Source organism: Rhizobium sp. USDA 4016 (assembly GCF_056279705.1).
Genome location: NZ_JBWCCY010000002.1, coordinates 248,983 through 273,759 on the forward strand (window position 1 = coordinate 248,983; position 24,777 = coordinate 273,759).

Below are 24,777 nucleotides of genomic sequence, written 5' to 3' on the forward strand. Positions count from 1 at the left end.
AACTTCAAAAGTCATTAGTAACAGTCAGTGACGCCTAAGGCCCCTTTCACGTCGCGACGACGATGCATATTGCGCCAAGTCGTCAGCCTGCTTCCACGGAGAATATACGGCGCTATCGTTTGCCCTGCGACTCGCTCCGAGACGGGCCAAAATCGGGGGTGAAAACGGGGGCCCGGACCATTTCAACAGGCTATCCCGAAAAAACCTGTCGTTCCTTCTCCGAGACGAAAAGGGGCGGGTGGCGCCTGGGAGGTTGTGCAAATTTCAACGGTGTTCGGCGCCGGCCGCGACTATTGGACCGTCGCCAGAACCGGATCGGATGTCCACCACATGGTGGACGATTACGAATATCTGGTCCGGATTGCCTTGCCGAAGGCCGATATCATTTCTCTAGCGCAGGCCGCCGAGTAAGCATCAAGTGGCGGAAAGCACGACTGCTGCCGGCAATCGTTTGCCAAACCTTCTCGTCTGGATTTCGTCTTGGTCTTCGCGCGAAACACCCGAAGAATGTGGTTGGCAGTGGGCTCACGGTTGCGTCGATGACCGGCACTTGCCACGAGCCCCTGCCCTTCCTGCGCGCCCTCACTCGCGCTCAAAAGATGAGTACGTTCGCCCAGCAACAAGAAATGCCGGCTCGTTGGATGGGTGAACTCGGCCGAGAAAGTCGCGAAAGAGCGAGACCACCTCGTCTAGGTTGGTCTCCAGAAGCCAATGACCACCATCCAGCAGGTGGAGCTCCGCATCGGGGAGATCCCGAAGATAGGCACGCGCCGAGCGCTCCGGCATGTATCTGTCCTGCGGCCCCCAGATGATCATCGTCGGCGGACGGTGCTTGGCGAGGTAGTTCCGATGTTGCGGGAACCAGGCGCGGTTCGCCTTCAAACCAGCGATCAGTTCGACCGCAATCTCCTTGCGCTTTGGTGACATCAATGACCAGTGCAGCTTCCACAAATCGGGAGGAATCCGTTCGGCGAGCTTAGAGCTGACGTCGTTCAGGAATTCCTCTTTGAATATTTCCTCTTTGACCGCCTCATCCAGTGCCTCCCTCATTTCGGAACTTGGCAGCCGCCAGGTCTTCTCGATCTCGGCATATTTTGGCCCCAGTGCATCTTCGTAGGGGATATCGCCATTCTGGATGACGAGCGCCACCACGCGTTCCGGCGCCTTGATAGCCAGCCGAGCGCCGATCGGTGAACCGAAGTCATGAAGCAAGAGCGCGAAACGCTCCACGCCGAGCGCTCTTACGAAGTCGTCCAGAAACTGGGCGTAGCCGTCGAAGCTGTAGTCGAAGTCGTCCGGCGTCGCGCTGTAACCGGCGCCGGGAAAGTCCGGCGCGAGCAGCCGCCAGCGATCTGCCAGCCGAGGCATGAGATTGCGGAACTCGTACGATGAGCAGGGATAACCGTGCGGAAGTAGAACCACGGGCGCGCCCTCGCGCCCTGCCTCGCGGTAGAAAATGTCGATGCCTTTGATGGTCACGTATCGATGAGTAGTCGGCGGCATGGCGTGCCTCCTGGCTGATCCGGCGCTGCTGATTTTCTCCTAATCCCCCAAACATCCATTCGTTCCCCGCGACCTGACAACGGCGAGTGCCGGCCGCATCGAAGGCTTTCTCAACAGGAGAGTTCGGGCGCCCTACGCGCGCGACCATCAAAGTCCCAGTTCTCGCCGCATAGTTTCCAGCCGTTCCATGGCAATCACCCCGTCAGCGATATCAGGTGCCGCGGTTGTGACCCCACCCAGCGCCGGGATCACGTCTGCCAGCAAGGAATGATATCCCTTAGGATCTTCATTCGCCGCCGCCGTGAAATTCGGCTTCCAGGTCAGCGTGTCGGCGTCTTCTAAAAGCGTGGCTGCGGGATCATCGATCTTGAAGGGAGGATTGCGATGCCAGCGGACCTCGATGACATCCTCTACCTCGATGCGCTGATGATCCCCCATCAGTTCGATGCGCTCGACCGGTGTGCCGCGCGACTGGATCGTGCCCATGGCGATGTTGCCAATGGCGCCGCACTCGAACTCGAACCCGACATGGAACAGAAGACGGCCGGGGGACTTTTCGACCTTGCGCGCCGAAATCGAGCGCACCGACGATACAAGGAAGGACACCAGGTCCATATAGTGGACACAATGGTGCAGGAAAAAACCGGTATAGTCGACGTTTCCGACGAAGTAACCCGGTGCTGTCATATAGTAACCAGTCAGTCCGAGCACATCGCCGAACCGGCCTGAGCGGACGATATTGGCCGCGATCTTGTTGCCGACGGAATAGCGCTTCATGAAACCGAGCAAGAGCGGTTTTTTCGCCTTGTCGGATGCGGCAAGAAGCTCGCGAGCGCCGGCCGCAGAGCCCGATGGCGGCTTTTCCATGAACACGCCGAGGCCGCGCTCGAGAGCCGCCTTGCCGAAAGCGAGATGCTGATCGGGACCGACGGCCATGCCCACGGCGTCGATGCCGGGCGTTCGAAGAAGCGTCTCGACGTCAGTGGTCATGGCGGAGACGCCAAACTGGCGGCCTGCATCAGCAAGCCGCTTTCCGTCGATATCGCACAAGGCTGCGATCTGGGCGTCATGGCGGACAAGCTGGGGAAGCAACATCTGGGTGGCGTGAGTGCCGCACCCGATCCATCCAATTTTCAAAGTCATCGGCGATATTCCGTCAGTGTGAGATGGGACTTGATGAAGGCGCTGGAGGCGCTCAATCGATCGCTTTCATCCTCGTGCGGGGCACGCCACTGCGCAAAGGGCACGCCGAAACGGTCGTCGGTGCGGCGGAACGGCTCAAGTGAGATCGGCCCCTTGTAGCCCACCGCATGGAGCGCGCGGCAGACTGACACCCAATCGGTAGCGCCGGTGCCTGGAAAGCCACGGTGGTTCTCGTTCGCCTGGAAGTGCACGATCCTGTGTCCACCAAGAAGGATGGCCTCGGCGATCGAGCTTTCCTCCATATGCATGTGGAACGTATCGAGCATCAGCTGGACGGCCGGATGATCGACGGCATCGAGCAGTTCGATCGCCTGCTGTGTCGTGCACAAGACGTCGCTCTCGAAGCGGTTAAGCGGCTCGACGGCCAGAAGGATGCCCGCATTCTTGGCATAATCGCCCGCTTCGCGCAGCCCGGCGACACACCGCGCCTTGCGCGCAAGCCGTTCCTCCTCTGCGACCGGCAGCGGCGGTCGGCCTGCAAAAACCAGCGGGTTGCCGGTCAGGGGACCGCCAACGATCTGCGCGCCAAGTGCCTTGGCACAATCGACGGTATACTTCAGATAATCGATGCCCGCCCGGTGCGCGTCGCCATCGGCGGAGGACAGATTGCGTTGGAGATTGACACGCGCGGCCAGAACGACACCGAGGCCTGCATCGTCAAGCGCCCTGCGCGCGTCCTTCATGTCGATTTCGCCAACTTCCGGCACAAGGAGCTCGACGAAGTCGAAACCATGCTCGCGCATGCGGGAAAAGAGCGGATAGTGCTCGGCGGTGAAGGGCCGTGCATATTGCATCGAGATCAACCCGATCGGGTTCATGTATCAGTCCTCTTTCTTCAGCCGGCCGCGCGGCATGGGGCTTGGCCGGCATTGCGGTCAGCCTTTCACGGCACCTTGGGTCAGTCCGCCGATCAGGCGGCGTTGCACGAGAAGGAAAAGCAGGGTCGCTGGCAGAGCGCCGACGACGGCGCCAGCAGCGAGCAGGCCCCATTCGATCTGGTATTCGCCGATCAGCGTCTGGATCGCGACGGTGACAGGCCGGACGTTGCGGCCGCCAAGGGTTAGCGCGTAGAGATATTCATTCCAGGCGGTGATGAAGATGTAGATGCCTGTCGAAATGATACCCGGCATCATCAGCGGCAGCACGACGCGACGCAATGCCGTCAGCCGCGAGCAACCGTCCGTCATTGCCGCCTCGTCGAGGCTCTTTGGAATTGCGCCGACATAGCTTGTCAGCATCCAGACAGCAAAGGGAATGGCTGCCGTGGCATTGGCAAGGATCAGCGCAAAGTGCGTATCCAGCAGGTTCAGCTTCCGCATCAGAACGAAGAGCGGCAGAATGAGAAGCACGATCGGAAACATGTTGATCAACAGGAACTGCAACATGATGACCTTGCGCCCGGCGAAGCGGAAACGCGAGAAGGCATAGGCAGCTGTCACGGAGACCAAAAGTCCGACGATCACGGTACCGACCGCGATGATAAGGCTGTCGAGCATGTTCTTGAGAAACGAAGTCTGTTCGACAAGCCTGATATAATTGTCAAGGCTCCAGCCGGAGGGCGAGAGTGAAACCCCGGTGGCACTGAGTGCCGCGGTCGGCGTCAGCGATGTCAGGATCATCCAGGCGAACGGCGCCATGGCGAAGAAGACGATCAGTAGAACCGGCAGATCCGTAGTCAGCATACGCCGCAGTGTGCTTTGCCTGTTCATCGTTCAACCTCGCGCATTGTGCGTGCCAGATAGACGGCGACGAAGGCGCCGAGGAAAATCGTGAAGGTCACCGCGATGGCCGTGCCATAGCCGAAATCGAGGTTCTGGCGAGCCTTGACGAAAGCGTAGAGCGGCAGCGTATGGGTGGCATAGCCCGGCCCGCCGCCTGTCATGACGAAGATCACATCCATGGAATTGGCGACCCAGATGACCCGCAGCAGGCCGGCGGTCGCCAGGACCGGACCTATGCCAGGCAGCGTGATGTGGACGAACTGCCGCCATGCCGATGCGCCGTCGATGGAGGCTGCCTCATACTGGCTTTTCGGGATCCCCTGCAGTCCTGCAAGGATCATCACCGCAAAGAAGGGAAAACCCTGCCAGGTCAGTGTCGCAATGATCGCGTACAGAGCGACGCCGGGATCGGCAAGCCACGGAACCGCCGTCTGAACCACGTGAAGATAGAAAAGAATATCATTGAGGACGCCGGTATTCGGGTCGTAGATCCAGCGCCACATTAACGCGATGACGACGCTCGGCAGCGCCCAGGGGATGATGATGAGAGCCCGTGCAAGGCCCCGCCAGGGAAAGTCCCGGTTCAAAAGCAGCGCCGTGATCAACCCCAGCCCCATCTGCAAGGGAACGGTCAGGCCGATCCAGATGACGGTGTTCCAAAGAGCCGTCCAGAAGACCGGATCGTTGAAAAGCTTAATATAGTTGCCGAACCCGACGAAACGGCTGGCGTTCGGCTTGAACAGGACGAGATCGTAAAAACTCGTGAAGACAGCCTGCAGCATCGGCATGAAGACGATAACGGCCGTGACAAAGACGGCCGGCGCCAGGAGCCAGTAAGGCATGAGTCTCTGGCTTTGCCAGAAGGGCTTCGCCTTGTTGGCGTCGGGCGTTGAAACGATCGTCGTCATGAGGAAACTCTGAGGTGAATTGCGTTCGAACCGTTCCGGCGGACTTGCCGCCGGAACGGCAAAGGCCTCATTGCGCAAAGAGCGCGTTGAGCTGTTCCATCATCTGCTGCGACGTTATCTGACCGGTCAGCGCCTGCTGCATGGCCGTCTGCCAGGCGGTGTTGACGAACTCGGATGTGCTCGAGCTTTGCGGCAGGACATGTGCGAACGGCAATGACTGGACGGTGGCGTCGACAAAACGGCGCTCATGCAGCTTCCAGTTTACGGCTCCGCTTTTGGTGACGGTCATCTGGCCGGTCGCGCCGTTAAAGGCGACGTTGTTTTCGCCCTCGGCAAGGAACGAGATCCACTTCCAGGCCGCATCCTTGACGGAAGAGGACGAGAAGATCGCCAATGATTCATCGCCATAAGACGTCCACTGCTTGTCGCCGCATTTGGGAACCGGCACGGCGGAAACCTTGTCGCCGAGTGCCGCTACCAGATCCTTGGACGAGCCGATATGATGGATCGTCATCGCCGTCTTTCCGGATTTGAAGGCCGCGATGATTTCTTGGAACCCATCGTTCGGCGCCGAGGGCGGGATGACCTTGTCCTTCTGGAACAAGTCAATCAGCCATTGATTGGCCGCAACTGCCGCAGGCGTCGTCAAACCGCCAGGCTTGAGCTCGGCTCCCTGCGATAGCACGAACGCGCCCCACTGATCCCAGCCGCCCTTGCCGCCGCGCAAACCAAAACCATAGGTGTCCGGCGCTTTCGTAAGTTTGATCGCCGCTTCGCGAAAATCCTCACAGGTTGCCGGCGGTTTCAGGCCAGCGGCCTCGAATAGGTCCGCGCGGTAGTAGAGATAAAGCACCACATACTGGATCGGCAGATAATATTGCTGGCCGTCGGCCCCCTTGTTCAGCTCCAGCAGATTGTCGAGCAGATCGGCCTTGCCCGGCCATGCATCGATGCGATCGCCGATTGGTTCCAGCGCGCCCATTTCAAGGAGGCGCGGCTGCGCGAAAAGCTTGACCATTGCCGCATCCGGCGCGTTGCCGCCGACAAGTGCTGTATAGAGATTGTCGTAGTAGCTGTTCCAGGGAACGTTTTCAGCCTCGATCTTGATGTCCGGATTGGCCTTTTCGAACTTGTCCACCAGATCTGACATCGGATTTTCCGGATTGTCGAAGTGGTACCAGAAGCGGACTGTTTCGGCCGCCTGCGCCGGGCTGAATGCCAGGGATGCGGCGATCGCCACACCCAGGGTCAGTTTCCTCAAAAGTTTCATTGCCTCTATCTCCTCCAGTTTCAGCAATTTGTTTAAGGTCTTCTCTTCATTGCCCTTGCCGCCAAACCGGCCGAGCGCAGCGCCTCCCGCGCCGCCTCAATTTCGTTTGTGTTCTGCAGGAACCCGTGTGTGACCCCTTTGACGATGTCGATGTGGTCATTGCGGTGAAGCGCCGTCAGGCGCGCATGGAGTGTCGTCGTATCTGAAAAGAGCGGATCGACACCCGCAGCCATCAGATAGAGCGGCGGCAGCTTCGACAGCGCGCCATCTTGTGCCGCCAGCGGACAGGCCAGCGGGTCGGAAGCGATCGCTCGATCACCGGCATACCAATTCCAATAGCGGCGCATTCGCTCCGTCGTCAGGCCGGGGCCGTTTTCGAAGCGACGATAGGACTCGCCGGAAAGATCGCATGCATAATTGCCGTAAAACAGCAGGCCGCCGTCCGGAAGGGCGCGGCCCTCGCGCAACTCATGCAACATCGCTGCAAGTGCTAGATTGGCGCCGGCGGAATCTCCCGAGACGAAAAGCGGCCGGCAATCAATCCTTTCGATCTTGCCCTGAAGAACAGCCCGAAGACACGCGACCGTATCAAGCAGGCCGGCAGGGAAGGGATTTTCCGGGGCCAGCCGGTAATCCGGCATGACGATGGTCATGCCGGCTTCCTCGGCCAGGACGCGTGCGCAACGCTCGTGGGTTTCCGGACTACAGAAGGCGAAGCCGCCGCCATGCACGAAAAAGATGATGCCGCCTTCGGCATTTGACGGCGAAAGAATGCGTAACCGGCAGCGTTGAGAACCAAGGACGCCGTCGGCGGCGATCCAGACTTCCCTGTCCACCGCCATCGGCGGCAAGTTGACGTTCCAGCGCGCGTTGTTACGTGCCGACAGGGCCCGCCCCTGGGCAGGAGGCATGAGCGTCGGATCGGTCTGCGGGCCCGTCTCGGCCGCAACGCTCTCTATGAGGGCCTGCATCTCCCCGGAGAGCACTCCGGGATCTGCCCCGACCGCGCTCACTGGTTTGCATCCGGAAAAACGTCGGGCCCGAAATCGACGATCGTCGCGATATGGTGGCGCATGGCGGCGGTCGCATTGGCGACGTCGCCGCTTTCGATGGCGTCGATGATGCTGCGGTGGCGTAATGCCGTCGCGCGAAGGTCGCGCGCCGAACGGCTCCTCGATATCTTGAAGCGGTGGTTGTGAACGAGGCACCGGTGCAAGATCGGATCGAGAGCCGGGAGATTGGCGGCTTCCAGAATGCGGCGATGGAAATCCCGGTCGATTGCGGCAAGATGGAGCTCGTCATCTGCCTCGGCCGCGGCTACCATATCGTCGAGCATGGCGTTCAGATCGGAGATCAACGCCCTGCCCGGCGACCGCATTGTCCGGGGAAGACCGGTGCACTCGATGTGGGTACGCAGACGGAACATCTCCACCGCCTCATCCGCGGTACATTCAGAAACCTGCGTCCCGCGATGGCCCTGACGGCGAACGAGGCCTTCTTCCTGAAGTTGCAAAAGCGCTTCGCGCACTGTTCCCTGGCTGCATTGGAAATGCGCCGCGAGTTCAAGTTCCGTCAGCCCGGTTCCGGCCGCCAGGTTCCCCAGCATGATGTCACGCTTCAGGGCATTGAAGGCGACAGACGCCTTTGGGGGCTTCGTGACAGTGGGTCTGGCTGAAAAATATGCCATTGATCGAGCCTGTTGCCGGTTGCGTCTCTTTTGTCTTATCGTTATCAATAATGATATCGATAATGGCCGTCAAGGTCGAAAAAGATAGGGAGGAACCAGATGGCGGCCATCACGCTCAACAAGATCCGCAAGTCCTACGGCGAACTGCAGGTGATCCACGATATCGACATCGATATCGCCAGCGGTGAATTTCTGGTGCTTGTGGGGCCTTCCGGCTGCGGCAAGTCAACTCTCCTGCGAATGATTGCCGGACTTGAGGATATAACCGGAGGCGAGCTCGCCATCGGCGGCACTAAAGTAAACACGCTGTCGCCGGCCGATCGCAACATTGCCATGGTCTTTCAGGACTACGCGCTCTATCCGCATATGAGCGTCGAGGACAACATGTCCTTTGGCCTAAAGATGCGAGGTGCGACGCCGGACGAGATCGACCGGCGCGTCGAAAACGCCGCCAACATCCTCAAGATCACGGATTTCCTCAAGCGGCGCCCGGCGCAATTGTCCGGTGGCCAGCGCCAGCGTGTTGCCATGGGCCGCGCGATCGTTCGCGAACCGGCAGCCTTCCTTTTCGACGAGCCGCTCTCCAACCTCGATGCCGCGTTGCGCGTCGAGATGCGCCTTGAGATCGCCAAACTTCACAATCGGATGAAAGCGACCACAGTTTATGTCACGCATGACCAGGTTGAAGCCATGACGCTTGCAGATCGGATCGTGGTCATGAATGCCGGCGTGGTGGAACAGATCGGCAAGCCCTTGGATCTCTACCGCAAGCCAGCGAGCCTGTTCGTCGCCCGCTTCATCGGCAGTCCGACCATGAACACGATCGCTGCCCCATGGACGGACGACAACCGGTTAAGTGTTCTCGGGCGCTCCATCGATGTGGCGGCAGTTGCCGGCGAACGCAGCGTTGCTTCGTCCGTGACCTTCGGGATCCGTCCGGAAGATCTGGTGGGCTGTTCACCTGAAGACGCATGGTTTTCCGGTGAAGTTGCAGTCGCCGAGCGGCTCGGTAGCCAGACCTACGCTTACGTTGAAATCGGCGACGCTCGAATGCTTGCGGTAGAACTGCCACGAGACACCGGCATCACGGTTGGAGAAAAAATTCACCTGCGCGGCAATCCCGCGTCAATCCATCTTTTCAACACATCCACCGGCCGGCGCGTAAACTGACCTTCAGCTCGCCCGAAGTGAGAGCGGCCCCACTCTATGAAGTTGTAAACCATCGACAACCCGCTCCGCATGAGGTTGTCGCCCATGTCTTAGGGCCAAACTGTTGCAATCTCCGGGCCGGACACCCTTTAAGGGGAGTTAGAACCGAAGATCCGCCGCAAATGTTTTGAGCAGATCTGCTGTGCTCAGCGAACATCAGAGCGGGAGCTCAAGACGTTCAAGCTCGCGGACTTCCTGTTCGACCACAGCGAAACCTTTGCCCGCCAAGCGGCGAAGACGTCCCTACTTTCGATATTTTCCGGGCACCGGCGAATAAAGGCGACGCTCTGGCATTTTCATCGTGCGATGCGGGTCGAGAGAATAATGGAGGAGAGCGTTCGTTCAACGCCGTCAATTGTTCCGATCTGGTCGATCAACTGATCGAGTTCGGCGATCGATGGCGCTGTAATGATTGCGATCAGGTCAAATGAACCACTTACGGAATGAAGCGTCGTCACCTCCTGGATCTTGTCAAGGGACGAGGTGACCTGCGAAAGCGCTTTAGGAGCGATGGTAATCAGGACATGCGCCCGGACGAGACCGGCCGTGTAGCGTTCCGACAACCTCAAGCCATAGCCCTCGATCACACCTTCCCGCTCCAATCGCTCAAGCCGTGCTTGGACCGTCGTCCGAGACAGCGACAGCCGCTTGGCAAGCGTCGCCACCGGCAGGCGGGCATTCTCCGCGAGCAACGCCAGCAGATCGCGATCCTTCCCTGTGATTTGCATCGTTCCCACCTACATTTCGCTCAACTGGTTCGTCGTTTTGCATAATATTATACAGCGAAATGCTCGTTTCATAGCTATGATTCGACCTTGCGTTGACATCATCTACGTTCATCGAAGGCAAACGACCAGGGGACGTCTATGAAGGAAATCGTGATCATTGGGGCAGGCAAGATCGGTGGTGCGGTCGCGGCAATGCTTGCAGCGACAGGCGATTATCGGGTTACGGTGGCTGACCGTAGCGAGACGCAGTTTTCAAAGATCGATCGTCACCTCGGGATTTGCACGGTCGTCCTCGACGTTTCAGACCGCGAGAGTCTTGTCACTGTTCTTAAGGGAAAGGTCGCCGTGCTTTCCGCTGCACCCTTTGATCTTACGGGATTGGTGGCTGAGGCTGCCCTCGATGCCGGCGTACATTATCTCGACCTGACGGAGGACGTGGCAACGACTAAAAAGGTGGAGGCGTTGGCCAAAGGCGCACGGACGGCTTTCATCCCACAATGCGGATTGGCGCCCGGTTTCATCTCCATCGTCGCCAACGATCTGGCAAAGCGCTTCGACAGTCTGGACAGTGTTCGCATGCGGGTGGGAGCGCTTCCGCAATATCCTTCCAACGCGTTGAACTACAATCTGACTTGGAGCACGGATGGGTTGATCAATGAATATATCGAGCCTTGCGAGGCAATCGTCGAAGGAAAGCTGGTGACCGTACCGGCCCTGGAGGAGCGGGAAGAGTTTTCGCTCGACGGTGTAACCTATGAAGCCTTCAACACCTCGGGAGGTTTGGGAACCCTCGCCAAGACGCTGGAAGGGAAGGTGCGCACGATGAATTACCGCACGATTCGGTATCCCGGGCATCAGGCGATCATCAAGGCGTTGCTCAACGACCTCAATCTAAAGAACCGGCGTGACGTTTTGAAGGATCTGTTCGAGAACGCCCTGCCGGCCACCATGCAAGACGTCGTGGTTATTTTCGTCACTGTCTGCGGCTGGCGCGAAGGCCGCTACATGCAGGAGACTTATGCCAACAAGGTCTATGCTGGGACTGTTGGAGGGAAGAAGATGAGTGCCATCCAGATCACCACCGCAGCCGGCATTGCCACCGTTCTCGACCTTTTGTCGCATGGTAAGTTGCCCACCAAGGGCTTCGTCCGCCAAGAGGAGGTCGATCTTACAACTCTCCTGAACAACCGTTTCGGGCAGGTCTACAATCCGGACGCAATCAAGGTGAAAGAAGCTGTCTGAAATCCTGGAACATGAGGTCCCGGCTGCTCCGAAGAGCCGCGCTTTTGGTTTGCACCGGCGCAGTCTGTTTGAAGAGCCGTTGAACATCGATTGACCGGATTAAGCTCCTGTTTGCTGAAGATGCAGTGAAGAGCCATGCCAATTGAAGCATAGGGCCTTCAACGCCGCAGCGAATACGAGAAAGAAATCGACGCCGGCCGTTCGTTCCGCGCCACGGACGGCGCAAGGCGTGCGAACTGCGAGCAAGGGGTGCGCTTCTGCCGTTCGCCAAATGGTCACGCGCAATGATCGCCTTGTTCCTGTTGGCTCGAGCCGGTGGAAAGCCGCCCAGCTAGGGTTGCCGGCGTGCTCCAAAAGCGAGAAGCACCTGTTGCTGACCTTTCAATATCTTGTGTTCGGCTTCGTCAAGACGGAACCATCCGGCTCGATCAACCTCTGGAAACGCCCTCATTTTCCCTGATCTCGGAGGCCATTCGATCTGGAATGTATTGCTGACGATTGAGTCGGCGGCGATATCGGCCTCTATTGACCATACCAGCACGACTTTACCTCCGGGCTGCCGGTATTCGCCGAGCCAGTTGAAGTTGCCTTCGATTTTGGACCCCACCTCCTCGAACACCTCCCGTTTCGCAGCCTCCAGCGCATCCTCACCTTGGTCCATAAGGCCCTTCGGGATCGACCAGGCTCCTTCGTCCTTCTGCGCCCAGAACGGCCCACCCGGATGGACCAGAAACACTTCCAGATATCCGGCGATCTGCCGGAATATCAAAAGGCCTGCGCTACGTTTCGGCATGACAAGAGCCTCCTTGGGAGGCAGGAACGAATAGCTCCTACTCTACAAGATCCGACTATACGGCGTTTGAAACTCCGCCGTTGCAGTTTGACGAATATCATAGTTTCACTCCGCCATCGTCGTCCTAAGCTCCTGTCACCGGGCAACCATTGCAAGCCTGCAGAGGAGAAAGAAAATGTCGCTCGAAACCCTGCAGCCCGACAATGGCGTCCTGACGTCAAATTTCCGGAGGGTGCAGAGGGATGTAAAAGCTAGCGCAAGACCGACATCAAGCCGGATGGCCTTCCTTGCAGGTATGCTCGCTACCAATGTGGGCGCGGAACGCTATTTTAGATCACAGGGAGGTATTTGCGTGTTTGAAGTTCATGAAATGAGCAACAAGGAATGCGTTGAGCTGCTGCAGCGAGCACATTTCGGCCGGCTTGGATGCTGCAGGGAGGCCAGTCCCTACATTGTCCCGATCTATTTCGCCTACGAAGCGAACACCATTTATAGCTTCTCGTTGGCGGGCAGGAAGATCGAATGGATGCGGGATAATCCAAACGTCTGCTTTGAAGCGGAGGAACAGGGCGGAGGCAAGGGTTGGAACTGCGTCATCGCCACGGGCAAGTTCCAGGAGCTGCCCGACATCGAGTCATGGCGCGCCCAGCGGATGCACGCATGGTCACTTCTGCAAAAGCATAATGACTGGTGGGATATTGGCGCCCTGAAGCCGGAGGCGATGCGCTCGGACACTGAAACCAGCCCGATCTACTATGCGATCAACATTCAAACGCTCACCGGCCGGTCCGCCCGGCCGCTCGAGCAGCAGTGATATCTCAACTTTCGGCGTGTCAGGACGAGGCGATCCAGCCGGCAGGACCAGGGACGATGCCTCGCGGGATGATGGGTCGAGACATGATGCCGTCCGGCATTATGGTTGGAATTGCTGATAGCGCCTATGCGTGGTCATATGATGAAGATCATGTTCGCCATCGCTGACGCGGGAGGTAACCGCGATCCGCACGCGGATCTTTGACAAGGTCGATGCAAACAAGGACGGCAAGGTCATACCCGAGGAGATGCAGGCGTTCATGCGGCAACAACGGCCGACTGCGACAGCAAAATCGTGCACCAGGTCCCGGTCTGTATTGGTGCACGCCGGCGCGCAGATTTGCACGGAGGCATTTTGCCCCTGTTTAGCGCTTGGGCGCGGCTGGACTTCAGCCGCGCCCAAGCGCGTTTCATCTCAAGCGACGAGATCGAAGCGATCGGCGTTCATCACCTTCGTCCAGGCCGCCACGAAATCGTGCACGAACTTCTCTTGCGTGTCGCTCTGACCGTAAACCTCGGCAAGCGCCCTAAGCTGAGAATTCGAGCCGAAGACGAGGTCGATACGGGTACCGGTCCACTTCAGCTCATCCGTATTGCGGTCGCGTCCCTCGAACACATACTTTGATCCTGGAGCCGCCTTCCAAACCGTGCCCATGTCGAGCAGGTTGATGAAGAAGTCGTTGGTGAGCGCTTCAGGGCGCGTGGTGAAGACGCCGTTCTGGGACTGTCCCGCATTGGCGTTCAACACTCGCAGGCCGCCGACGAGAACCGTCATTTCCGGCGCGGTCAGCGTCAGCAATTGCGCCTTGTCGATCAGCAACTCCTCGGGCGAAATGGAATATTCGCCCTTCTGATAGTTGCGGAACCCATCGGCGATCGGTTCGAGAACGGCAAAGGAGGCCACATCGGTCTGCTCCTGCGTCGCGTCGGTGCGGGCCGGGTGTAAACGGAACCCCGATGTGATGACCGCCGTTCGCCGCCGCCTTCTCGACGGCCGCTGCGCCACCGAGCACGATGAGATCTGCAAGCGACACCTTCTTGCCGCCAGGCTGGGCATCGTTGAACGCCTTCTGGATGCCTTCGAGTGTGTCGAGCACGGCTGCCAGCTGGGCCGGCTGATTGACCTCCCAGTCCTTTTGAGGCGCAAGACGGATGCGCGCGCCATTCGCGCCGCCGCGCTTGTCGGAGCCGCGGAAGGTCGACGCCGAAGCCCAGGCGGTCGAGACCAGCTGGGAGATGGGCAGTCCCGATGCGAGGATCTTGTCCTTGAGATCGGCGATATCCTGCGTATCGATCAGGACGTGATCAACGGCGGGAACAGGATCTTGCCAGATCAGTTCTTCTGCCGGAACCTCCGGGCCGAGATAGCGTGCCCGCGGGCCCATGTCGCGGTGGGTCAGCTTGAACCATGCACGGGCAAATGCATCGGCGAACTGATCCGGGTTTTCGAAGAAGCGCCTCGAAATCTTTTCGTAGGCAGGGTCGAAGCGCAAGGCAAGGTCCGTGGTCAGCATGGAGGGCGCGTGACGCTTGGACTTGTCGTGCGCGTCCGGTACGGTAGCAGCACCCGCACCGTGCTTCGGTGTCCACTGATGCGCACCGGCCGGGCTCTTCGTCAGTTCCCATTCGTAACCGAACAGGTTCCAGAAGAAGTTGTTGCTCCACTTCGTCGGTGTCGTGGTCCAGATGACTTCCAGGCCGCTGCCGATGGTGTCACCGCCCTTGCCCGTTCCGAAGCTGCTTGTCCAGCCGAGGCCCTGCTCCTCGATGCCAGCCCCCTCGGGCTCTACGCCGACATGTGAGGCGTCGCCTGCGCCATGCGTCTTGCCGAAGGTATGTCCGCCTGCAATGAGCGCAACGGTTTCCTCATCGTTCATGGCCATGCGCGCGAAGGTCTCACGAATGTCCCTGGCGGCGGCAAGCGGATCGGGATTGCCGTTCGGTCCTTCCGGATTGACGTAGATGAGGCCCATTTGCACAGCGGCGAGAGGGTTCTCGAGGTCTCGTTCGCCAGAATAGCGCTTGTCGGCAAGCCAAGTGTCCTCGGCGCCCCAGTAGACGTCCTCCTCTGGCTCCCACACATCCGCGCGACCGCCGGCGAAGCCGAACGTTTTGAAGCCCATCGACTCCAGCGCAACGTTGCCAGTGAGGATCATGAGGTCGGCCCAGGAGATCTTGTTGCCGTATTTCTGCTTGATCGGCCATAGCAGCCGGCGCGCCTTGTCGAGGTTGACGTTGTCCGGCCAGCTGTTGAGCGGTGCAAATCGCTGCTGACCGGCTCCCGCGCCGCCGCGCCCGTCACCGGTACGGTAGGTGCCCGCGCTGTGCCATGCCATGCGTATGAAAAGCGGGCCATAGTGACCGAAGTCCGCCGGCCACCAGTCCTGCGAATCAGTCATCAGCGCGAAGAGATCCTTTTTCAGGGCTTCCAGATCGAGCTTCTTGAACTCCTCGGCATAGTTGAATGCTTTGCCCATAGGGTCGGATAGCGAGGAATTCTGATGAAGAATTTTGAGATTCAACTGGTTCGGCCACCAGTCCCGGTTCGACCGACCGCCATGGGCCGTATGTGTATGGGCAACCGGACACTTGCCCGCGGTCTCGACTTTTGAATCCATGTTTTTATCCCTTGCGATAACTTGTACTGGGTGACCCAGCGGAAGACGGCCCTGCAGGAAAAGAGCTTACGGCGTTAGGCGTTGCGGATATTTAGACATCAACACGCTGCAGACCGCCGTCGATCACAAACGGGTCAGACAGCGGCCGCATCTCCTCTCTGCTTTGGGCACTATATCCAAGCTGCTTCATTAATTTAAGTTGGATTTTCTGATTGCAGCGATAAGGTGAGGTTATGACAAATTTGACGCTCAAGCAGCTTCGCTATTTTGAGGCGCTGGCCCGACAAGGCCATTTTGGACGCGCGGCAGATGTCTGTGCGATTTCCCAGCCCGCCTTGTCCATGCAGATCAAGGAACTCGAAGAAACGCTGGGGACAGAGCTCTTCGAAAGAGGCGCGCGTCAAGTCCGGCTGACCAGCTTCGGGGAAGCCTTTGCGCTTCGCGTGCGCGACATCCTGCGTTCTGTTGATGAACTGGCAGACCTGGCTCGCGCTTCGCAGGACCGGCTGGTGGGGCGGTTGCGGATAGGCGTGATCCCGACGGTCGCGCCCTACCTGCTGCCTGCGATCATCGGCAACCTCACCCGCATAAATGACGGGCTTGAGATCCACGTGCGCGAGACGTTGACCTCCAAGCTGGTTCATGAACTGGCGGAAGGCAGGCTCGACACTGCAATTGTCGCGTTGCCGGTATCCGAACCTTCGTTGACCGAGGTTCCATTGTTTTCGGAGAATTTCGTGCTGGTCCGACCAAGCGAGGATGAAGGTAAGCCTGTACCCAACCGCGAGGCCCTGCGTGAAATGCGGCTGCTTCTACTGGAAGAGGGGCACTGTTTTCGCGATCAGGCTTTGTCATTCTGCAACATTCATTCGGCGCTGCCGCGAGAGCTGCTGGACGGCAGCTCTTTGTCGACGCTGGTCCAAATGGTCAGCGCCGGCATTGGCGTCACTTTGATCCCCGAAATGGCCGTTAGAGTAGAGACGCGCTCGGCGTCAGTCTCTGTCGCTCACTTTCAGAGCGTTCAACCCTCACGAACGATCGGCATGATCTGGCGCAAGACGAGCCCCTTAGCTCAACAGTTCTTGAAGGTTTCTGAAATCGTTCGTCAGTCAGCCGATGCGATGCGCAAGCAATACAAATCCAGCATCGTGGACGTGGGTGCCGAGCAATAACTGGCTCCCGGCGCCATTATTTGGGCACGCCATGTGCCTGACCTTCATCCTTGACTTCCCGCGGCGTGGGCGTGGGGATAACGCCATGATCCGGGGCCCTCACATCCTGCCCCATCGAACCATCCGAAGCTACTCGACGCTCACCTTCACGGCTGGCACGTCTGGTGTCTCGCAGGGTTGTTGCCTCGTCGATGAGGGAGGCCAGTTCCTCATCGGACAAGTCGGACAGGTCAAAGGTCTTGGTCATAATTCTCTCCTGGCGGGCTCTGTTTCTACGATGGTAAACGCACAACTTCGCGAAACGACCCAATGGCGGGAAGAAATTTGACCGCGCCAGAACAACCGGCGAGGCGAAAAGGCCAAGTTTCCCCCTCCCTGGGCCCCACCGTTGAAAAAGGTGCGGCAGCATGGCAATGCATGATCCCGGAACTGATGCGCCATTCTCCGAAAGAACGACGAAACCCCCTGACTAGAAGCCGTGGCATCGACGTCAGCCTTTGCGTGTTCCTGTGCATGTACGGCCGGGGCGCGAGGAGCGTCGACTAGATGCACTGCAGAAATCGATCGGTTTCCGTCAGCTCAAGCTGCACTGAAAATCGCTCGCCCAGGAGTTCCAATGACGCCTCATGCGATTCATCTGCACCGCTACAGACAGCATCCGTCAATAAAATGACCCGGTAGCCGAGATCGATTGCACCCAGGATCGCAGCCAATACGCAGACGTCCGTCTCGCCACCGCTGATAACAAGGGTCGACACGCCCTCTTCGGCAAGCGTCGCATGGAGCCGTCCACAGATCCAAGGTGAGTAAGTGGGCTTGTCGAACACCCGAGCAGGCGGCACAAGGCGGGCAAGCGAAGGGACAAGTTCTATCAGACCGGACGGCAGCTGCTTGCGCGTCATCATCCACCATTTCTCATAATAGTGTTGCCACGTGCCTGGCATGTCGGCTGCGTTTTCCGGTGGAATAAATCGCGTAAAGACCGTCCGCTCGGCATGATGGCCTGCGACCTCCTCAACCAGCGGCAAGACGCGCTTCATCCATTCGACGTGCCATGGCGTCGCCTCGAAGAACAGGCACTGCATGTCCACGCACAAGTGACGCCATTCGCCAAGACTGTGCATATGCTCGCTCAGCGGCGTCACTCCTTGCTAATTTCCTCTAGGATTAATCGCAGCTCAGTGATTGGCAGGCGGTTTTCGTCGAACAGTTCGACCGACAACATGTGGACGGGGGTTTCAGGCAATCCGCCGGCGGCAGTCTCGGTAAGAGCGTTGCGGGCTTCGGCCTTTGCAGCCTGCACCCCGTCAAACTCGCAGCTCGTCTCTGCCAATTCCCCTTTCGCGCCGACGACCCTGTAAAAGTATTTCATCTGAGCTCTCCATGGGTTGTCAGTGAAACACTTTGCGTGAGCGCTGGTTCCGCTTGGAAACGTGATGCCCTTGGACAATCATTCCGAAGACGACGGGCAATCGGGTCATCTCGCAGAGGTTTTGCGTTTCGCATGTCGGTGCGCAATGGGCTTGTTGTCAGCTGATCGGAACATCCCGCGCTGCGTCGCGTTCAGGTTGGTCACTTACCCCCTACCATAGGAGAGCAGAATGGCTGCAAAGACGCTAAACGACCTGTTTGTCGACACGCTGAAGGACATTTACTTCGCCGAGAAGCAAATCCTCAAAGCCTTGCCGAAGATGGCGCGCGCGGCGCAATCGGAGGAAGGCAAAGCGGGTTTCCTGAAACACCGTGACGAAACCGAAAGTCAGATCGAGCGGCTCGTGCAAGTCTTCGAGATCATCGGCAAGCCCGCTCGTGGCAAGACCTGCGAGGCGATCCAGGGCATCATCGCCGAAAGCGAAGAGATCATCGAAGAGTTCAAGGGCTCTGTTGCACTCGACGCAGGATTGATCTCTGCGGCCCAGGCTGTCGAACATTATGAAATCGCCCGCTACGGCACGCTGATCGCCTGGGCCAAGCAGCTGGGTCTGAAGGACGCGATCCCTCTCCTTCAGGCAAGCCTCGCGGAAGAGGAAGCCACCGACAAGAAGCTCACCCAGCTTGCGCAAACTTCGGCAAATGTGAAGGCAACGAAGGCTGCATGAGTCATTATTTCTGATTGCTTGGAGGGCCGCCATTCCCGCGGCCTTCCAGCATGCCCCCGCGTCGGGCTGGAGATTGCTCTTTCATCGACCAGGCCCGGGCGGGACATTTATGCGCTACGACCATTTGCTCTGTCCAAATGCAATCCGTGTTACGCGGTCGCAACAGGGATGGGGAACGCAGCGCCTTTCGGCATTGTCAGTCGCCATCGAATGATCGAGACCGCAAGTGTCACGGCAATGACAGCAGCTGCGCAAGTGTGACCGGTCGGAGAGCCCGCGCATCAACGCCGACATCATATTGCCGGGGCATCGGCTTCAGCCGGCCATGCGAATGCCCATGAAGGTTGATCGAGTTCTTGCCCATCTTGTGCCAAGTGCGGAACGGAAAATGACATAGCACGACAAGACGCTCGTCTGTAACGAGCTCGGCATAATGCTGAACGCTGGTCCAGTTCTCAGCCTTCGTTGTCGTCTCGGGATCACAGTTGCCAATAATCAAGTGCTTGCGGCCGTTCAGCATCGAAAGAAGCTGATCGCAGTCGCCCCCTTTCGACGACATGAAGTCGCCGAGATGCCAGATGTCGTCGTCTTTTCCGACGATGGCATTCCAGTTACTGATCAGCGCAACGTCGTGCTCTGCCATATCGGGGAACGGCCTGCGATCGATCCGCAGCACACGTGGGTCGGCGAAATGGGTGTCACTCGTAAAGTAGATCATGAATGGAACAATGGAGCGGCGGCGGCCAGAGTCAAAGTGCCCAGCAAAAAGCCGCGCAAACGCTTGCCTTTCGGGCCCAACCATCGAGTGGGCCATGTTCGTCTTGATCCAAGTCGCGTCAATACAGACAAGTCGTGCCGGATCGAGGCGTGTCTGCCATCCTTTCCAGCGACGGGCAATATCGGCACGCGCCTGCAAGGCAAGGGGCGTCAGTTTCCCGGACGAGAAAACAGCAAAATTCAGTCGTCGGACTTGGAGTTCTTAACCTTTCGGTGGGTTCATAAGAGACGTTTTCAAAACGATCAGTTATCCATATCTTCTGGATTTGCAAGGCACCTCACCCTAGTTAACCGATCGCTTTCATGCAGTTTATCGAGGGCGATCTGTTCCGAAGGGGTGTCCCGCGCGGCCGACGATCACGGGATCATCGATGAACAACGGCTCCTGAGCGATGTCTTGGGACCATCGCTCAAAGATGGTTTTGCCGCGCTTGCTGTTATTGACGCCTACAAATGTTGGATGAATGTCGACTTCGGCTTCCTTCAGCGTCGCCAAAGGTCTGAGTCTATGATGAGGAGCCGTCGGCTACCCCACGGGGCCACTTCCCCAAAGGCACCACTTCCGCCATACGCCGAAAAACGAGCAGGGCGAATTCAGGGACAACGGCGTGAGGACGAACGCGAATAACGGTGTTTTGAAAACAGCCGTCGGGTATTTCGCCCTGCCAGATTGGCGCGCGCCCTACCTGCTTGGGGCTGCCGGCCGCCTCTGCCAAGCAAGATGTCGCCGACTTGAAACTGAAATACCTGACGCTCCGCTGGCGAAAAATCCATTTCCAATACGTCGGTAACATCAATTCCGTTAGCCGTGATGTTGGCCGCACGAACGTACTTCGTGGCAAATTGTCCGGTGTGTTGGTCCGGCGAACGCTGTCGGCCCAGACGCACCGCCCCAATCTTGGCGACGGTAGTCATCACCCACCCTTCTGGCAATATCATCGCTTCTGTCACCATCGCCCCTCAGATAACTCTTTCAATATCGGTCTTCGTAAAATCATCGCCGACAAAGAGCAGGCGGCAGGCATGTTCCTTCGCCACTTCGTAGGCGAAACAGTCCCCGAAATTCAGCCCCGCTGGATGGACGCCCTTACCCCACATTTCATATGCATGGGCGACCCGCCTAGCGGAAGCGGGCGTAAGAGATACAATTTCGAAGCCCAGCCCGTCGATAAGGCGTGCCATCTCCTCCCCAACATTCCGCCGAGCAGACACGATGAGAGCTTCCGCGACTGTGCCCGCGGAGATTAGAAGGTCGGCTTCGGTTTCGAGCGCACCGATGCAGAAATTCGCTTCAGGTTCATCTAGCACGATCGCCATCAGCGCCGACGTATCTACGGCGATCATTCCGGAAGGCCATCAGCACCGTAGAGAAAATCCTGGCTACGCGCTGCGTTGGGTCCGGTCGTCGCCTTCATGGACGCGGCGGTACGAACCGCCTCGAGTAGCGCCCGACGAGATCTTCTGTCAGGCCCCGTCTTTACGGGAACAAGACGAACTGCCGCATGGCCATGCCGGGTCAAGATAACCTCATCTCCCGCTTCGGCACGCCGAACCAACTCTGTCAATTGACCTTTCGCTTCAGTAACGGACACCTGCATCGCCTGCTTCCTATTCCGGACCACTTAAAGGTCCAATAACGTAAGATATCTAGACCATATCTTGGTCCAGAATCAATGCCCTTTCTTTTTAGAAGTTTAGGGTGCTCTGGTACTGCTACGCATGTTCAGCCTGCAGCTCGATAACTCACTGTTCACGGTTGTCACAGCGTTGCCCACGCCCCTATGCCGACCACTCAGACCACTCCCCACGCCCGAAACTTCCCCCTCCCCGTCAATCTCCCTCAAGCCCAGCTCGCCGACGATTCTGACCGCTGTTTGCGGCGTGACGTCGATCGCCTTTGCGACCATGCCGGTTGACAGGAGCGGCCTCGTCATCACCAGCTCGATCAGCTGCGGCAGTTTTGACGACGTCCGCCGTCCGGTGAGCCTCCGCTCCATCGACTGCCGGGCAAGGGTCAGCCGATCGTGTTCATTGAGGTCAAGCTCGGCCGCGGCGATGATGGCGGCGAGCAGCGCCAGCAAACGGGTTTCGCGGTGCAGGCTTGTGGGGGGCAGCTCGAGCGCTACATCGCCTTCGGCCCCGACGGCCTGGACATGTTTCTGGAACTCCGCTAGAGCGTGTAATGTTATTACATATCAGAAAAGGGATTTCCGATGATACCCAGATTGACGATGGCCGGAGCGTTTGCAGCAAGCCTCTTGGTGAATCCGGCCTCCGCTGAAGAGGAAAAGCAGACATGGCGCCTGTTCATCGCCGACCACACGGCTCCCATGGTTCGTTCATTCGACGTCAAGACCGGTGAGCAGATCGGCGAGTTTGGGCTAAAGGGTTATGCGGCGCTGGCCGCCAGTCATTCCGGCCAGACTGTTTTTGCCGTTCAATCAGAAGCTAATACCGTCCAGGTGATCAAAACCGGTGTGACGCTTTCCGACCATGGCGAGCATCGCGATCTGGAAACATCCGCACCTTTGCTGCTGCAAGCCACACTCGACGGGAAACGGCCGGTCCACGCCGTCATGCATGGCGACGACGTGGTATTGTTTTACGATCGGGAAGGCAAAGCCAAGCTCGTTTCCGAAGAAGGTCTTCTGGAAGGCGCAGCATCCGAAAAGCTTATAGACGCGACGGCACCTCACCATGGTGTCGCCGTGCCCATGGGGCGGAATATGCTGGTCTCGGTTCCTGATACCAAGGCGGAAACCAAACCGGATGAACTGCCGCCACGTCTGGGCCTACGTGTTCTAAGCGCAAACGGAAGACAGGTCGGCGACGTCACGCCCTGCACGGCGCTGCACGGAGAAGCCTTCTCGGCAAAGCTCGTTGCCTTCGGCTGCGAGGAAGGTGTCCTGATTGCCCGCCCTGGCAAGGAGCAAACCGTGCAACTTAAAATGCTGGAATATGGCGACAAGCTGCCGAAGGGAAAAGTGACGACCTTGCTCGGCAGCAAGGCGATGCAATTTTTCCTGGGCAACTACGGCGAGGACAAGATTGCCCTGATCGACCCAGACGGCACCGAACCGTATCGCTTGGTCGACCTGCCGACCCGACGTATCGATTTCGCGCTCGATCCTACGCGGGTCAAGAATGCCTATGTACTGACCGAAGACGGGCAATTGCATCTTGTCGACGTTCTAAGCGGTCAGATCACGACGTCGGCAAGCGTCACCGAGCCTTACAGCAAGGATGGTCACTGGCGCGATCCGCGCCCCCGGCTCGCAGTTGCAGGCGATCAGATTGCCATCACCGATCCTCGCCATAGCGTTGTGCGGATGATCGATATTGAGACCATGAAAGAGGTTCGAACCCTTCCAGTTGAGGGACTGCCTTTCGGCATCGTCGCCGTCGGGGGATCAGGCGCCGTCCATTGATCGCTCTTGTCTCAACGGCTTGACGAGACGGTTGCGCTCGGCATAACTGAGCGCGACGGTTCCCCGAAGTAAACTCCGAGGGGATTAATAGGGAACACGGTGCGGACGACCCAAAAAGGGACCAAGACCGTGGCTGCCCCCGCAACTGTAAGCGGATTGCCGATCATCCTCGTGGCGCCAAGCGCCATGCCACTGTGAGCTCGTTCTCATGGGAAGGCAGATGGTCCGGTGTATATCCGCGAGCCAGGAGACCTGCCGTCAAAGAGAGATCCAATTGAACGGGCGGGGTTGCCCGGAACAGGAGACGAGATGATTTCTTTTGACGCCCCTAATCGGCGCAGCCCCCTTCCGCGTGAGACGGAACAGATCGCTCTTTTCAATAAACCATAGTCGCTGCAGGTAAGCCCGTCGTGCCGGACGGCTCGCCCGCGCGTATGGCCGGTGACCACCTTAAGCGTTTCCCATCAACATCGAAGCGATCAGGCCGCCGTGCCGACGCATCCTCAATTCCCTATGAGTGTTTTCATGTCATCCGATCCAAAACTTCGGCGGTTCATTCTGCGCCTTGCCTTCGCGGTATTGGCAACCTCAGCGATTTCTGCACCTGCTTTTGCCGCTTCGACCACCTACCCCCTGACAATTGCCAATTGCGGCCGATCCATCACCTTCGATAGAGTGCCGGACAAGGTGGTATCGATCGGCCAGGCGATGACCGAAATCCTGCTGTCGCTCGGCCTTGCCGATCGCATCGCCGGCACGGCTGTCTGGTTCAGCCCAGTGCTCAAACAATTCGATGCGGAAAACAGCAAAATCAAGCGGCTCGCCGACAATGATCCGAGCTTCGAGGCGGTGGTCGGAACCGGCCCCGACCTGGTTGCTGCCGAGTTCGAGTGGCATGTCGGCCCGAACGGCTCGGTTGGAACCTACGATCAGTTTTCGAAGCTTGGCATCAACACCTATGTCGCGCCGGCCGATTGCGCCGCCAAGGATAATACGACGGGTGGTGATGGTGTCCGCAAGGAAATGCTGAAGACCGAGGTCATCTATCAGGAGATCGCCGAACTTGCCGCGATCTTTAACGTTCAGGACCGCGGCGAGGCATTGGTCGCAAGGCTGAAGGAACGTGAGGATAAGGCGATTGCATCCGTTGCCGGGGCAAGGGTAAGGGATATCCCGGTCGTATTCTGGTTCTCCAGCAAGGAAGTCGACGGGGAAGCCTTCATGGCCGGCCGCAACGGCGCGCCCGCCTATATCATGCAGGCCCTTGGGGCAAAGAACGTGATTGCCACGAACGAGGAATGGCCGTTGGTCGGCTGGGAAACGGTCGCCGGCCTCAATCCCGCAATCATCGTCATCGCCGGGATGGATCGTCGCCGCTACGTGGCCGACGATCCGGCCATCAAGCTTACGTTTCTGAACACCGATCCTGTGGCAAGCAGGATCAGCGCTGTGGAAAAGAAGCAGGTGGTCGTCATGGACTCGCAGGCAATGAGCCCATCGATCCGCCTTGTCGACGGCATCGAGACGCTTGCAGTAGCCATACGGCAGTTTGGACTGGCGAAGTGAGCAAAGACGCCGGGCAACGTAACGGATGGGGCGGCTTTGC

26 protein-coding genes, 4 pseudogenes and 1 riboswitch are annotated in these 24,777 nt (G+C 58.5%); of the genes and pseudogenes, 9 read left to right on the top strand and 21 right to left on the bottom strand.

Features of this window, described 5'->3' with window-relative positions; all coding sequences use genetic code 11:
• The first annotated feature begins 255 nt into the window (after positions 1–255).
• Complete coding sequence (locus ACZ9DP_RS02080; RefSeq protein WP_476200011.1) at positions 256–411, top strand: hypothetical protein; 156 nt, start codon at positions 256–258, stop codon at positions 409–411.
• Positions 412–582: 171 nt separating this feature from the next.
• On the opposite strand, the gene ACZ9DP_RS02085 is transcribed toward ACZ9DP_RS02080, so the two are convergent.
• The 8 genes from ACZ9DP_RS02085 to ACZ9DP_RS02120 all read right to left on the bottom strand — a co-directional run bounded on the left by ACZ9DP_RS02085 (position 583) and on the right by ACZ9DP_RS02120 (position 8,292).
• Positions 583–1,503 carry an alpha/beta fold hydrolase gene (locus ACZ9DP_RS02085; RefSeq protein ID WP_476200012.1) on the bottom strand — a complete coding sequence of 307 codons (921 nt, stop codon included), beginning with the start codon at positions 1,501–1,503 and terminating at the stop codon, positions 583–585.
• A gap of 147 nt (positions 1,504–1,650) precedes the next feature.
• A complete protein-coding gene (locus ACZ9DP_RS02090; RefSeq protein WP_476200013.1) occupies positions 1,651–2,646 on the bottom strand; it encodes a Gfo/Idh/MocA family protein in 996 nt (331 codons plus the stop codon).
• Positions 2,643–3,524 (bottom strand): sugar phosphate isomerase/epimerase family protein, encoded by an 882-nt coding sequence (locus tag ACZ9DP_RS02095; RefSeq protein WP_476200014.1) that lies wholly within the window; start codon positions 3,522–3,524, stop codon positions 2,643–2,645. Before ACZ9DP_RS02095 ends, ACZ9DP_RS02090 begins: the two co-directional genes overlap by 4 nt.
• Positions 3,525–3,581: 57 nt before the next feature.
• Positions 3,582–4,415: a carbohydrate ABC transporter permease gene (locus ACZ9DP_RS02100; RefSeq protein WP_476200016.1), complete on the bottom strand. Its 834-nt coding sequence runs from the start codon at positions 4,413–4,415 to the stop codon at positions 3,582–3,584.
• Positions 4,412–5,335 carry a carbohydrate ABC transporter permease gene (locus ACZ9DP_RS02105; protein ID WP_476200017.1) on the bottom strand — a complete coding sequence of 308 codons (924 nt, stop codon included), beginning with the start codon at positions 5,333–5,335 and terminating at the stop codon, positions 4,412–4,414. The genes ACZ9DP_RS02100 and ACZ9DP_RS02105 overlap by 4 nt, the downstream gene beginning before the upstream one ends.
• 67 nt (positions 5,336–5,402) lie before the next feature.
• Positions 5,403–6,605 (bottom strand): ABC transporter substrate-binding protein, encoded by a 1,203-nt coding sequence (locus ACZ9DP_RS02110; protein WP_476200018.1) that lies wholly within the window; start codon positions 6,603–6,605, stop codon positions 5,403–5,405.
• Positions 6,606–6,637: 32 nt separating this feature from the next.
• Positions 6,638–7,618: an alpha/beta hydrolase gene (locus tag ACZ9DP_RS02115; protein ID WP_476200020.1), complete on the bottom strand. Its 981-nt coding sequence runs from the start codon at positions 7,616–7,618 to the stop codon at positions 6,638–6,640.
• On the bottom strand, positions 7,615–8,292 hold the full coding sequence (locus tag ACZ9DP_RS02120; protein ID WP_476200021.1) for a GntR family transcriptional regulator: 678 nt from the start codon (positions 8,290–8,292) through the stop codon (positions 7,615–7,617). Before ACZ9DP_RS02120 ends, ACZ9DP_RS02115 begins: the two co-directional genes overlap by 4 nt.
• Before the next feature lie 99 nt (positions 8,293–8,391).
• Between ACZ9DP_RS02120 and ACZ9DP_RS02125 the strand changes: the two genes are divergently transcribed.
• Complete coding sequence (locus ACZ9DP_RS02125; protein WP_476200023.1) at positions 8,392–9,462, top strand: ABC transporter ATP-binding protein; 1,071 nt, start codon at positions 8,392–8,394, stop codon at positions 9,460–9,462.
• 335 nt (positions 9,463–9,797) lie between these two features.
• Here ACZ9DP_RS02125 and ACZ9DP_RS02130 read toward each other — a convergent pair whose 3' ends face one another.
• Positions 9,798–10,229 (bottom strand): Lrp/AsnC family transcriptional regulator, encoded by a 432-nt coding sequence (locus ACZ9DP_RS02130; protein ID WP_476200024.1) that lies wholly within the window; start codon positions 10,227–10,229, stop codon positions 9,798–9,800.
• A gap of 138 nt (positions 10,230–10,367) precedes the next feature.
• Between ACZ9DP_RS02130 and ACZ9DP_RS02135 the strand changes: the two genes are divergently transcribed.
• Positions 10,368–11,471: a saccharopine dehydrogenase family protein gene (locus ACZ9DP_RS02135; RefSeq protein ID WP_476200026.1), complete on the top strand. Its 1,104-nt coding sequence runs from the start codon at positions 10,368–10,370 to the stop codon at positions 11,469–11,471.
• Between the two features lie 331 nt (positions 11,472–11,802).
• On the opposite strand, the gene ACZ9DP_RS02140 is transcribed toward ACZ9DP_RS02135, so the two are convergent.
• Positions 11,803–12,264: an NUDIX hydrolase gene (locus ACZ9DP_RS02140; RefSeq protein WP_476200028.1), complete on the bottom strand. Its 462-nt coding sequence runs from the start codon at positions 12,262–12,264 to the stop codon at positions 11,803–11,805.
• 175 nt (positions 12,265–12,439) lie between these two features.
• Here ACZ9DP_RS02140 and ACZ9DP_RS02145 point away from each other — a divergent pair, with 175 nt between their 5' ends.
• Together ACZ9DP_RS02145 and ACZ9DP_RS02150 are read left to right on the top strand one after the other, a co-directional pair.
• The gene (locus ACZ9DP_RS02145; protein ID WP_476200029.1) at positions 12,440–13,078 is read left to right on the top strand and encodes a pyridoxamine 5'-phosphate oxidase family protein; all 639 of its coding nucleotides are present in this window, start codon (positions 12,440–12,442) and stop codon (positions 13,076–13,078) included.
• A gap of 20 nt (positions 13,079–13,098) precedes the next feature.
• A pseudogene (locus ACZ9DP_RS02150) lies at positions 13,099–13,349 on the top strand (EF-hand domain-containing protein); the annotation flags it as partial.
• Between the two features lie 143 nt (positions 13,350–13,492).
• Here the strand turns inward: ACZ9DP_RS02150 and katG are convergent.
• A pseudogene (katG, locus tag ACZ9DP_RS02155) lies at positions 13,493–15,695 on the bottom strand (catalase/peroxidase HPI).
• A 233-nt stretch (positions 15,696–15,928) separates the two neighbouring features.
• Between katG and ACZ9DP_RS02160 the strand changes: the two are divergent.
• Complete coding sequence (locus ACZ9DP_RS02160; protein WP_194730295.1) at positions 15,929–16,867, top strand: hydrogen peroxide-inducible genes activator; 939 nt, start codon at positions 15,929–15,931, stop codon at positions 16,865–16,867.
• Positions 16,868–16,883: 16 nt separating this feature from the next.
• On the opposite strand, the gene ACZ9DP_RS02165 is transcribed toward ACZ9DP_RS02160, so the two are convergent.
• The 3 genes from ACZ9DP_RS02165 to ACZ9DP_RS02175 all read right to left on the bottom strand — a co-directional run bounded on the left by ACZ9DP_RS02165 (position 16,884) and on the right by ACZ9DP_RS02175 (position 18,239).
• Positions 16,884–17,114 (bottom strand): hypothetical protein, encoded by a 231-nt coding sequence (locus ACZ9DP_RS02165; protein ID WP_476200032.1) that lies wholly within the window; start codon positions 17,112–17,114, stop codon positions 16,884–16,886.
• Between the two features lie 295 nt (positions 17,115–17,409).
• A complete protein-coding gene (locus ACZ9DP_RS02170) occupies positions 17,410–17,991 on the bottom strand; it encodes a cysteine hydrolase family protein (protein WP_476202159.1) in 582 nt (193 codons plus the stop codon).
• Between the two features lie 17 nt (positions 17,992–18,008).
• Entirely contained in the window at positions 18,009–18,239 is a 231-nt protein-coding gene (locus ACZ9DP_RS02175) for a DUF6894 family protein (protein WP_194730293.1), read from the bottom strand.
• A gap of 229 nt (positions 18,240–18,468) precedes the next feature.
• Here ACZ9DP_RS02175 and ACZ9DP_RS02180 point away from each other — a divergent pair, with 229 nt between their 5' ends.
• Positions 18,469–18,966: a YciE/YciF ferroxidase family protein gene (locus tag ACZ9DP_RS02180; protein ID WP_074071038.1), complete on the top strand. Its 498-nt coding sequence runs from the start codon at positions 18,469–18,471 to the stop codon at positions 18,964–18,966.
• 229 nt (positions 18,967–19,195) lie between these two features.
• Here the strand turns inward: ACZ9DP_RS02180 and ACZ9DP_RS02185 are convergent, their stop codons facing one another.
• The 7 genes and pseudogenes from ACZ9DP_RS02185 to ACZ9DP_RS02215 form a co-directional block, all read right to left on the bottom strand.
• Entirely contained in the window at positions 19,196–19,684 is a 489-nt protein-coding gene (locus ACZ9DP_RS02185; RefSeq protein WP_476200034.1) for a hydrolase, read from the bottom strand.
• 47 nt (positions 19,685–19,731) lie between these two features.
• Positions 19,732–19,906: pseudogene (locus tag ACZ9DP_RS02190) on the bottom strand (IS630 family transposase); the annotation flags it as partial.
• Between the two features lie 147 nt (positions 19,907–20,053).
• Positions 20,054–20,239 (bottom strand): hypothetical protein, encoded by a 186-nt coding sequence (locus tag ACZ9DP_RS02195; RefSeq protein ID WP_372418058.1) that lies wholly within the window; start codon positions 20,237–20,239, stop codon positions 20,054–20,056.
• Between the two features lie 98 nt (positions 20,240–20,337).
• On the bottom strand, positions 20,338–20,697 hold the full coding sequence (locus ACZ9DP_RS02200) for a restriction endonuclease subunit S domain-containing protein (RefSeq protein WP_476200035.1): 360 nt from the start codon (positions 20,695–20,697) through the stop codon (positions 20,338–20,340).
• A 6-nt stretch (positions 20,698–20,703) separates the two neighbouring features.
• Positions 20,704–21,087, bottom strand: a complete 384-nt coding sequence (locus ACZ9DP_RS02205; protein ID WP_194730290.1) for a type II toxin-antitoxin system VapC family toxin — start codon at positions 21,085–21,087, stop codon at positions 20,704–20,706.
• Positions 21,084–21,341 carry a type II toxin-antitoxin system Phd/YefM family antitoxin gene (locus ACZ9DP_RS02210; protein WP_239602403.1) on the bottom strand — a complete coding sequence of 86 codons (258 nt, stop codon included), beginning with the start codon at positions 21,339–21,341 and terminating at the stop codon, positions 21,084–21,086. The genes ACZ9DP_RS02205 and ACZ9DP_RS02210 overlap by 4 nt, the downstream gene beginning before the upstream one ends.
• A gap of 194 nt (positions 21,342–21,535) precedes the next feature.
• Positions 21,536–21,932 (bottom strand): annotated as a pseudogene (locus ACZ9DP_RS02215) (helix-turn-helix domain-containing protein).
• A gap of 24 nt (positions 21,933–21,956) precedes the next feature.
• On the opposite strand from ACZ9DP_RS02215, the gene ACZ9DP_RS02220 reads away from it, so the two are divergent.
• Positions 21,957–23,171 carry a hypothetical protein gene (locus ACZ9DP_RS02220; RefSeq protein WP_476200036.1) on the top strand — a complete coding sequence of 405 codons (1,215 nt, stop codon included), beginning with the start codon at positions 21,957–21,959 and terminating at the stop codon, positions 23,169–23,171.
• Between the two features lie 39 nt (positions 23,172–23,210).
• Positions 23,211–23,445: riboswitch (cobalamin riboswitch) on the top strand.
• Between the two features lie 251 nt (positions 23,446–23,696).
• Positions 23,697–24,737 carry an ABC transporter substrate-binding protein gene (locus ACZ9DP_RS02225; RefSeq protein ID WP_476200037.1) on the top strand — a complete coding sequence of 347 codons (1,041 nt, stop codon included), beginning with the start codon at positions 23,697–23,699 and terminating at the stop codon, positions 24,735–24,737.
• The last annotated feature ends 40 nt before the right edge of the window (positions 24,738–24,777 follow it).